The sequence below is a fragment of the Protofrankia sp. CiP1_Cm_nod3 genome (genome assembly GCF_982290655.1).
Genome location: NZ_CEVIVD010000168.1, coordinates 1 through 9445, shown reverse-complemented (window position 1 = coordinate 9445; position 9445 = coordinate 1). Strand labels below are relative to the sequence as shown.

The 9445-nt window shown below is 70.3% G+C and carries 9 protein-coding genes; 3 read left to right on the top strand and 6 right to left on the bottom strand.

The window, feature by feature from the left end; genetic code table 11:
* Positions 1-85: 85 nt before the first annotated feature.
* Positions 86-445: a hypothetical protein gene (locus tag AC5LUJ_RS21305; RefSeq protein ID WP_250280588.1), complete on the bottom strand. Its 360-nt coding sequence runs from the start codon at positions 443-445 to the stop codon at positions 86-88.
* Between the two features lie 500 nt (positions 446-945).
* Between AC5LUJ_RS21305 and AC5LUJ_RS21300 the strand changes: the two genes are divergently transcribed.
* Complete coding sequence (locus tag AC5LUJ_RS21300; protein ID WP_250280591.1) at positions 946-1281, top strand: glycerophosphodiester phosphodiesterase family protein; 336 nt, start codon at positions 946-948, stop codon at positions 1279-1281.
* A 172-nt stretch (positions 1282-1453) separates the two neighbouring features.
* On the opposite strand, the gene AC5LUJ_RS21295 is transcribed toward AC5LUJ_RS21300, so the two are convergent.
* The 5 genes from AC5LUJ_RS21295 to AC5LUJ_RS21275 form a co-directional block, all read right to left on the bottom strand.
* Complete coding sequence (locus AC5LUJ_RS21295; RefSeq protein ID WP_250280593.1) at positions 1454-3160, bottom strand: TerD family protein; 1707 nt, start codon at positions 3158-3160, stop codon at positions 1454-1456.
* The gene (locus AC5LUJ_RS21290) at positions 3157-3690 is read right to left on the bottom strand and encodes a hypothetical protein (protein WP_250280595.1); all 534 of its coding nucleotides are present in this window, start codon (positions 3688-3690) and stop codon (positions 3157-3159) included. Before AC5LUJ_RS21290 ends, AC5LUJ_RS21295 begins: the two co-directional genes overlap by 4 nt.
* A 54-nt stretch (positions 3691-3744) precedes the next feature.
* Entirely contained in the window at positions 3745-4974 is a 1230-nt protein-coding gene (locus tag AC5LUJ_RS21285; RefSeq protein WP_250280597.1) for a toxic anion resistance protein, read from the bottom strand.
* A gap of 573 nt (positions 4975-5547) precedes the next feature.
* Positions 5548-7452 carry a DNA polymerase gene (locus tag AC5LUJ_RS21280; protein ID WP_250280599.1) on the bottom strand — a complete coding sequence of 635 codons (1905 nt, stop codon included), beginning with the start codon at positions 7450-7452 and terminating at the stop codon, positions 5548-5550.
* Between the two features lie 168 nt (positions 7453-7620).
* Positions 7621-8196 carry a hypothetical protein gene (locus tag AC5LUJ_RS21275; RefSeq protein ID WP_250280602.1) on the bottom strand — a complete coding sequence of 192 codons (576 nt, stop codon included), beginning with the start codon at positions 8194-8196 and terminating at the stop codon, positions 7621-7623.
* Between the two features lie 265 nt (positions 8197-8461).
* On the opposite strand from AC5LUJ_RS21275, the gene AC5LUJ_RS21270 reads away from it, so the two are divergent.
* Together AC5LUJ_RS21270 and AC5LUJ_RS21265 are read left to right on the top strand one after the other, a co-directional pair.
* Positions 8462-8731: a type II toxin-antitoxin system Phd/YefM family antitoxin gene (locus AC5LUJ_RS21270; protein ID WP_250280604.1), complete on the top strand. Its 270-nt coding sequence runs from the start codon at positions 8462-8464 to the stop codon at positions 8729-8731.
* On the top strand, positions 8731-8994 hold the full coding sequence (locus AC5LUJ_RS21265) for a Txe/YoeB family addiction module toxin (RefSeq protein WP_250280605.1): 264 nt from the start codon (positions 8731-8733) through the stop codon (positions 8992-8994). The genes AC5LUJ_RS21270 and AC5LUJ_RS21265 overlap by 1 nt, the downstream gene beginning before the upstream one ends.
* Positions 8995-9445: the final 451 nt, after the last annotated feature.

The following is a 9445-nucleotide window of genomic DNA, read 5'->3' as shown; positions in this document are numbered from 1 at the left end:
GCCCCACGCACCCAGCCCCGCGGACCCCGCCGGCGGCGTCACGCGACAGCGATATCGCCGGCAGCGGCAGAGCGTCCCACGCGTCCTATGGCAAGAAAAACCGGTCCAGCGCGGCGAGGGCCCTGTTGGTGTAGGTTTGCCGCCCCGTCTCCAGGCCGTACGCGAAGTCCTCAAGGACGCTGCAGCGTGCGTAGCAGACAGCCCGTTCTCGCAGGGAGAACATCTGGTCGCGGACGGGCCGGAGCCTGTCGACGGCAGCCGTCAGCGCCGCGTCCCCGAGGTCACGGCAGAGCAGGCCGATGTCATAGGCGGGGTCGGTGAGCGCGGCGTCACTCCAGACGACCAGCTCACCGTTGACCAGGTAAGCCATGTTGTCGAGTCCCTCACCCAGGCGCTCGACCGAGTGGACCCGCAGACCGGGCAGATGTGCCGTGACAACATCCACGACAGTAGGCAAACTGGCGGTAGCGGCCTCTGTCCTCCCCGCGCCGGGAGCGCCGGCACACGCGACACCAGCCGCGCTTCCCACCCGCCGGTCAGGATCGGCGGTGTCACCGTGCGCGTTCACGACCGCATGATATTCGATCTTCGGCCGTACGCTCTCCGAGGTATCCGATAAGCCGCTCGGACAAAGCCCGCTACGAGAAGCAGGGGCCGGTCGCCTGGATCACCCTCAACCGTCCGGAGGTCAAGAACGCGATCGACATCGAAACCAGCGACCGCCCGTGCGAGATGTGGCCGGCCCGCCCCGGTCCGATGCCGGTGCCGGCTTTCCGGCCGACGGGTTCACCAGTTCGACGGCTGACCGACGGCGACAGGTAACACATGATCTGCGTGCTCGTTTTCTCCTGTCGGTTTGCTGTGCGATGCGTGCCGCCGGCGAAAGTCGCCGCCATTGCGCTGGAGTATGCGTGGACCGCCGTTCCGTGATTGCGGGTATCGCCGGTGGCCCCGCTTGCCGCCACCACCGTCGTCTCGACGGCTTCGGGCGCCTCGGCGGGCGCGGCGTCGGCTGACTCCGGTGGCAACCGGTGCCGGCCGACGCTGGTGATCGGGTATCGCGGCGCGTCAGGCTACCGTCCGGAGCACACCCTGGCCTCGTACGAACTGGCGGCCCGGCTGGGCGCCGACTTCGTGGAACCAGATCTTGTGCCCACCAGGGACGGCGTTCTGCTCTGCCGGCACGAGCCGGAGATCGGCGGCACCACCAACGTCGCCGACCACCCGGAGTTCGCCTCCCGCAGGGTGACCAAGATGCTGGACGGCGTGCCGGCCGCCTGACGGGATCACGGACCTGATCGCCCGCCTCCCGCGCCGCCCGCCCGTCCATCGAGCGTTTCCCGTGGGGCCCAGGGGCTGCTTGGCGCGCTCGGCCGGGCGGCGGAGCCGGGGCTCGGCGAGTAGTGATCGTCAGGATACCGGCGCTGTAGATCACGGTCGGCCGGCGGTGTCGCTACGGAACGTCACGCAGAGTTTCCCCGCCTGGACTCCAGTCCAGTGACCAGCCATAGCGTGCGCCGGCGTCGGCCTGGGCTCCTCTGAGGAAGTCGTTCTCCCGCCGGATGATCACGTCGTCCCGCACGATGTGGAACGACGCGACGACACAGATCCGGGCGCCCGCCGGCGCGTCACCCAGGCGGATCGTGAGCTGCTCACCCGTCCGGGCGTCGACGGTGAGCGCTGGTCGCAGCAGGGGCCATTCCGGCGCGGCGTGCAGTCCGTAGGCGAAGACGAAGAAGCGCCTGAACGTCTGGAGCGCACCCAGATCGACAAAGATCGTCTGCCCTTCCAGCTCGTCGCGGCGGCCGAGCCGCAGCACCTGGCGGGGGGCCGCGGGCCCGGGGGCGCTGACGGTGTCGCCGAGGTCCTGCATGAGGCCGGCCGCCCCGTCGTTCGCCTGCCAGAGACAGCCGAGGTGGATGTTGCTCGGGCGAGGCAGGCCGGTCCGGGTCTTCAGTGGCGTCCACCGCAGGGTCACGGTCATGGCGGTCGAGCCGCGTTTCTCCTCCGTCCAGGTGGTGGCCGGATGATCGTCATCGAGTGCGGCGACGTGTTCCATACGCTGTTTGTGACGTGATGAATGCTCTCCGTATCCGTCACGAATGGGTGGCCGCCGCGCCAGGGCACGGGTGGCCGTCGCACGGGCCACGGTTACGAGGACGGCCTCGTCGGGCCCGCCGAGGTCGAGCAGCGAACGGGTAGCCGCCGGCACGGGCGTGAGCGGTGCGGGTCCGGCCGGCGGTGCGGGTCCAGCCGGCGGTGCGGGTCCAGCCGGCGGTGCGGGTCCAGCCGGCGGTGCGGGTCCAGCCGGCGGTGCGGATCCGGTCGAAGGTACAGGTCCGGTCGAGGGTGCGGATCCGGCTGGCGGTGCGGGCGGCCGCGTCACGGCAGGATCCCGCTCGGCCGGCGGTACGTGTGGGGGCTGCGGGCGCGGGGGCGACGAGGGCCTGATCACCGGAGGTGACCGGTGCGGCTCGGTGCGCGGCGGGTGCAGGTGCGCGGCCACGTTCCGCCGGGTCCGGGCAGGCGAGGCCCGGGTGAGGAAGGCGGCCACCCTGCCGGGATGCACCGTCGCGATGTCTCGTCCGTCGGGCCCGGCGAGGCCCGCGAGACCGTCGACGTAGCCCTGTCCGATGGCCCGGAACTTCCATCCCCGCGGGTGACGGTAGATCTCACCGAAGATCATTGCCGTCTCCAGCCCGGTTTCCGAATCCAGGCTGTAGCGGGCGATCTCGACATTGTCGGCGTGGTTGCGGACCCGGACGTAGGCGTGGCGCACCGACCGGAACGTCTGCCCGCGCCCGGCCGCGTCGTAGATCGCCGCCCCGAACTGCACCTGGCTGACCTCGGCCGGCACGGCGGCCAACGTGACAACGAGTTTTTCCGCGTCACCGACGGGCAGGCGCGGCGGCGGGGACGCGCCAGCCCGTTCCGTCGGGTTCGGCACCTGATGGGCCAGAAGCACCTGGGGCGACGTCGCGCCGCCGCTGCCGGGTGCGCCACTGCCGAGGACGCCGCTGCCGAGGACGACAAAGCCGTCCACCTCGACGGCGGCCGGGCCAGGCCCGTCGCTCCAGCCGAGGCCGATGTCCACCCGTTCGATACCGGGCGCCTCCCCCGCCAGCAGCACGTTCCCGCCCCTGGGCAGGACGACAGTCATGAATCGAGGTCCGAACGGCGGAACTTGGCGTCCAGGAAACGCGCCTGGATCGCCAGCCTGGCGGCGTCCCCGGTGTAGACGAGGTCCTGTAGCTCGTTGGCGCCTTCGTCGAGCAGCTGAAGCTGGCGGATCAGGTCCTCGGCGGGTGTGGTGCCCGTGACACCGGGACGTCCGGCGTACTGGGCCGGCAACGCGGTGAAGTCGCCGAGGGCCTGCGGGAGGTACTCGTGGATGATGGCGGTGAGATGCCTCATCTCCTCCTCGCTCGCGGACTGGGCCTCGATGTGGCGCAGTAACGGCCGCAGGACGTCATCGATGTCACGTACGGTCGGCACCGCCCCGGGCGGCAGCCGGCCCCCGTCCGCGTTCGCCCTCGCGACGATCCCGGCGAGCTCCCGTTGCAGCTGTCTGACCTGGTGGACGACCTCGGCCGTGTTCCGCGGCCCGGAGCCGGCCGCCGGGGCGGCCTGGTTCCCGAGGTTCTCGTTCCTGGGGCCCCTGGCGGTGCCGGAACGCCGTCGGAAGAACACGGCACCTCCTGTCCGTACCGATCGTATGACGGCCGATCGGATGACGGGCGTCGCTCAGCGCTCGCTGGCGCGGGCCCGCTCCAGGTACGACTTCGAGCGTCCCACCTGGGTCTCGAGCGCGGCGACGGTCGCCACCATGCTCTCGACCGCCTTCGCCTTGTACGTGTCGATGGCGTCCATCGTCGCGAAGATGTTGTCGAATGCCTTCTGCAGGGCCTCGACGCTGACCGTGCTGGACGACGCCTGCTGCTGGAGCTGGCCCGACTGCTGGCGCAGCAGCTCACTGGTCGATATGATCATGTTGTTCGTCGTGGCGTTCAGCGCGTTGATCTGGTCGAGCACGAGCCGCTGGTTCGCCAGCGCCTGAGCGACGATCACCGCGGTGCGCAGCGCGGCGACGGTCGTCGTCTGCGCCCGGTCGACGCCCTTGATGAGCTCGATGTTGTTCTTGCGGACGAGGTCGAGGGCGAGATAGCCCTGCACGCTCACCGCCAGCTGGGTGAGCAGGTCCTGCTGGCGCTGGCGGATGGGGAACAGCGCGTCCGAGGTGAACGCGTCAGCGGCCCCCGGATCCGCGGCCCGCAGCTGATCGATCTTCGCCGAGACCGCGCTGTCGAGCGCCTTCGCGAGGGTCGCGTACTCGGTGAGCTTGCCCATCGCGGCCCAGAGCTCCGCCTTCTCCTGCTCGATGGCGGCATTGTCCTTGCGCAGCTCGTCCTGGCCGGAGTCGAGCGCCCTGATGATGGCGTCGAGCTGCTTCTGCGCCGACTGGTAGCGCTGGAAGTAGCTGGAGATCCTGCTGCCGAACGGCACCACGCCGAGTAACCTGCGGGCGCCCTTCAGATCGGCCCTCGCCGGGTCGAGCTCGGTCACCGTCTGGCGCAGTTCGACGAGCGTGCCGGCGACGCGCGCCTGGGCGTCACCGCCACGGCCACCGCGGGCGCTCCTGAGCGCCGCCGCCGGACGCTCGAGCATCCGGTTGGACGTCCGGGCACTCGCGACGATCTCCCGCTGGCCCATCGACGCGATATCGCCGATCTTGTCCTGGAACGCCGGACTTCTCGGGTCCTGCGTGGCGAGGTCATCGGCGAACGCCGCAGCCCTTCTGCGCAGCTCCGCCCGGGTCGCCTCGTCGAGCGGAATCATGCTGTCCACCCGGTCGTCGGCGACGACCGGAACAGGCGCCGGCGGGGAGAGCTCAAGCGCGCCGCCCGCGGACCCCGGCACGGCCGCCCTGGCCGCGGGCGGCGTCAGCGGCCCGCCCAGATCCAGCGAGTCCGACACGAACGTCACCTCCCAACCCGCGGCCGCACCCAGCTGGTGTCCGCGCCGCACAGGATGCCGGCGGTCTCGAGCCTACGCGGTATGCCGGACAGATCGTCAGCTACGTGGGCGGCGGCGGGCCCGACAGATCGGCGACATCACCGCACCGCGACCGGACACGGGACAGGGCCGCGACCGCACGCCGCGACGCGAGGACGCCCGTGCCCGCCGCGAGTTTCCCCGCGTCCCCGGCTCGCGTGTGTTCCACGGGCAGAGCGGCTCGGGAGGCCAGCGGCCCCAACCGCGGCCCACTCAAGGGGAAACGCGAGCGGGCAGCCTCGGTTCCTGGCGTCAGCTCCTGGAGCGCCGGTCAAGTAGCTCGGATCCCATACACGACCACCCGTCCAGGCCATGATCCAGGAGAGTTTGTCGTTGTGTACGCTTTTTGGCCACAAAAGCGTACACAACGACAAAATTACGCCGATCTTCTCCGGTGGCCGACGTCTATCGAAGCATGCCATCGTTCAGGGGGGATACGTATGGTTACCTGACCGGCGCTCTGGCGTCAGCTCCTGGCGTCAGCAGTTCCTGGCGTCAGCTCTTGGCGTCCGACCATCTGTCGATCACGGAGACGTCGGCGACGAAGCGGACCCCGCTTCCGCCCGCCCAGTAGGCGGCGGTCGTGGCCAGCGTCCGGTGCATCAGCGACACGGCGTCGTTCGCCCGGTCGGCGGGGACGTGCAGCAGCAGCTCGTCGTGCAGGCAGAGGACGATCGTGCCGCCGAGGAGCACCAGCTCCCGGCGGACGGTGACCGCCCACGCCTTGAACAGCTCAGCCGCGGCACCCTGGATGACGGCGTTACGGGCGAACCGGCCGCGCGCGGCCGCCACCCGGTCCATGGCCACCCGGTCCATGGCCACCCGGTCCATGGCCACCCGGTCCATGGCCACGCGATCCAGGGCCACGCGATCCAGGTCCGTCCGGGGCGGGCCGGGCCGATCCGGGCCGGCGGGGGCCGACGGCGCGGTGCGGACCAGCCGGCCGCCGAACGTCCGCAGGTCACCGCCGGCCCGACCGACCCCGTCGGCGGCGTCCAGGTAGGCGATGGCGCGCGGGTACGCCTGCCGCATCTGCCGCAGGGCCGCGCCGGCGGCACCGGAGGTCTGCCCGTACATCGCCGCCAGGACCGCGACCTTGGCGGTGGGCCGGTCACAGCCGAGCCGGGCCGCCACCGGCGCGTACATGTCGTCATCCCCGGTCGCCCGGGCCAGCGCGGGGTCGCCGGAGACGGCGGCCAGCACCCGCGGCTCGATCTGCCCGAGGTCGGCCCGCACGATCCGGTGACCGGGCTGGGCCGCCACCGCGGCCCGCAGGCCGGCGGGCAGGTTGTGCAGACCGGCCTGGGCGGTCATGCGGCCGCCGGCCCCGTCGCTGCCGCGCCAGCCGCCGCGCAGCCGGCCGTCCGGCCCCACATAGCTGTCCAGCCAGCGGTACCCGTAGGTGGTGGCGATCCGCTCGGCCTTCCGCCAGGCCAGCAACGCCGCGACAACCGGGTGGACGTCGCGCAGCGGCTTCAGCCGGGCCGACCTGGTGTCCGGGATGTCGATGCCGAGGCCCAGCAGGGCGGTTCGCAGCTCCACCGGATTACGCAGATCCACCCCGCCACCGAGGTGGGCCAGCACCGGGGCGTCCCGCGCCCGCCGGGACGCGGCATCCTCGGCGCCGTCCCGCGGCCGGGGACCGACGACCTTGGCGATCATCCGCTGGGCGGCCGCGCGGTCCAGCGGCAGCCCGTCCCGTTCCAGCTCGCGGGCGAGCAGCTCCGCCGCGGACTCCGCCCAGGCCGTCAGCACCGCCAACGGTATGCCACCCGGCGCCGCCCGCGGGTCGTCCAGCCGGCGCAACGCCCGCTCCTGCGCCGCCCGGACGGCGAGGGCGAGCTCCGCGAAACGGGCAGCCCGCCGCAGCCGGCCGGCCGGGTCGCCGCGGCCGGGGATGCCCCACGCCTCGTCCGCCCAGCCCGAGCGCAGCTGCCCGTCGCCGCGGACCGGCTCCTGCGGGTCGTCACCGTCGGCCGCGTCCTCCACCACGGCCAGCAGGTCGAGCTGCCCACCCCGCGCCATCTTCCCGCCACCGGCGGCGGGAAGCGGCAGCCCACGGGCGGCGGCCCATACCGCGCCGGGGTCGTCCCGCCGTCCACCGTGCAGCACCCGGTGGACGGCGGCCAGATCCCAACAGACAGCCAGCCGCACACCGGCGGTGACCAGCGGCGCCGCCGCCCCCCGCGCCGACCACCACACCCACCGAGGCCCGAGAACATCCTCGACCTCGGCCACGACGGCGGACGGCTCGTGAGCCCGCACCGCCCAGCCGCCCCGCTCGCAGGCCAGCCCGACTCCCGCCCCGGCGACCACGACCACCGCCACCGGCTCCCGCCGCCCCACCCCGGCCGCCCGAAGAGCACGGGCGACCTCACCGGCGTCCAGCAGCGGCATCATCCGCCCATCTTCGCCCCCGCGAACCTGGATCGGTGAGATCACCTGCGTTGCCGGGTCTGTTCACCAGGACAACTCCCGCCGCCCCGAGCCCGGCACCGCACCTCGTGTACCGGAGACGGATCACGCCACCACGGATTATGTATCACAACGGATGACTACGCGAAAATCTCACCGGCCAGAAACAGAAAGATGGCCTCTATATTTATGCGTGTTAATTCCGAAACACCACGCCCAGCCGACCGTTCCGGCGAATTGCTGGACCTGGTGGAGGGCATGCAGTTCGACATCGTGCGACCCTCGCACCGGCTGCGGCGGAACGGCACCCAGGGCACGAAGGAAGAAGAGGCTTTCATTTCGTCCACTGGTCATGTATACCCCGAACTGGGACAGGAAATTACTGAACGCGGCGACAGGCTCCCTCGGCGCGCCTGGATCCAGCCACCAGGCAGCCAGTAGCTGGGTGCCAGCTCCGTTCTGCGCGTCATATGCGCTCAGTAGCATCGGCCTGTGTCCACCGTCCGACCGCTCCGGTGGAGCAACGCCAAGCAGGACGAATCCGGGCTCCACATTGAAACGATGCGCTTCAGGAGCCCGCCATGATGCCCTTTCGGCAACCTCGGACGCTATCCCGAACCGGTGGTTGTTCATAGCCAGATAACCGGGCGTCGCCAGCAGGTCGGCGGGCATCGTCCGCTGCACCCGGAACCGATCCTCCACCAACAATGATTCAATCTCTGCCGCCACCCGGCTCCGCCGCCAGAACACAGCAAGATGGTACTGGCGCCGCGCAAGGAGCCCTCCGCGGCCACCCTGACGCCCCCACCCGTGCCATCGACCGCCCCGGGCTGGCCATTCCCATCACCACCGGGCACGCCGTCTCACTGTCACCGCCCGATCACGACTGGAGGAACAAGGCTTGACGGAGGAGGATGAGCCGATCCGGGTACCGTACCCAAACATCGTACCTCTATGGTACGGTAAACTTGTACAATAGAGAAGGAGGGTGACAGTGGCTATCAGCGCCAGCGAGGCTCGCTCGCGCCTGTTCCCCCTGATTCAGCAGGTCAACGACGACCACGTGCCGGTACGGATCAGTTCCAAGAACGGAGACGCCGTCCTCATGTCCGCTGAGGACTTCGACTCCTGGCAGGAGACTATCTACCTGCTACGATCTCCCGCCAACGCCCGGCGGCTCATGGAGGCCGTCGCCCGGGACAAGTCGCACCAGGCTGCCGCCGTCAAGACCATGGAGGAGCTACAGGCTCTGGCGGGTGAGTAGTGCGGAGCATCCACTTCGACCCCGCCGCCTGGGAGGACTTTCTGTACTGGCTGGGCGCCGACCGGAAAATGGCGACGAGGATCACGCGCTTGATCGGCGAGATCCAGCGCGACCCCTTCACGGGGATAGGCAGGCCCGAGCCCTTGAAAGGCGACCTGTCCGGCTACTGGTCCCGCCGCATCGACGACGAGCACCGGCTGGTCTACCGGGCCGACGACAAGACAGTGAAGATTCTCAAAGCCCGCTACCATTACAGCGACTGATCAGGACTGAACCGCCCCGAGCCCTGTGGAGACAGAGTCACCTACGCTTCGGGACCATCCCGGCTTTGCCAGCGTGCTTCCCGCCCTCCCCGACGTCTTCCGGGCCGGACCGCCCGCGCTCAGCTCCCACCCGACCGCCGCGACGGTCCGGCGAGAAGGTCTCGCGCCTCCCGCGAGCCTCAGCACCTCACGGCGTAACGTGATCGTCGCCAGAGCCCGCTCTCGCTTACGTAGCCACGCACTGCTCACGTCGACCCACTCGGAGGAACACCCCGCCGGGAATACGACATGGGCAGAGCGGGCACGCAACGTCACCAACAGGATCAAGGTGTTGAGCCCGCACGGCCACCCAGAGAACAAGATCGTAGGGCTTGAGCCCGCGTTGAGCCCACAAACCCTGGGCGGTCTTCCATAATAGATCAAAAAAATAGAATCGCCGCAGGTCACAGAC

Coding starts and splice junctions, on each gene's coding strand:
- AC5LUJ_RS21295 (WP_250280593.1), bottom strand. CDS start 3,160: ATGACTGTCGTCCTGCCCAGGGGCGGGAACGTGCTGCTGGCGGGGGAG.
- AC5LUJ_RS21280 (WP_250280599.1), bottom strand. CDS start 7,452: ATGATGCCGCTGCTGGACGCCGGTGAGGTCGCCCGTGCTCTTCGGGCG.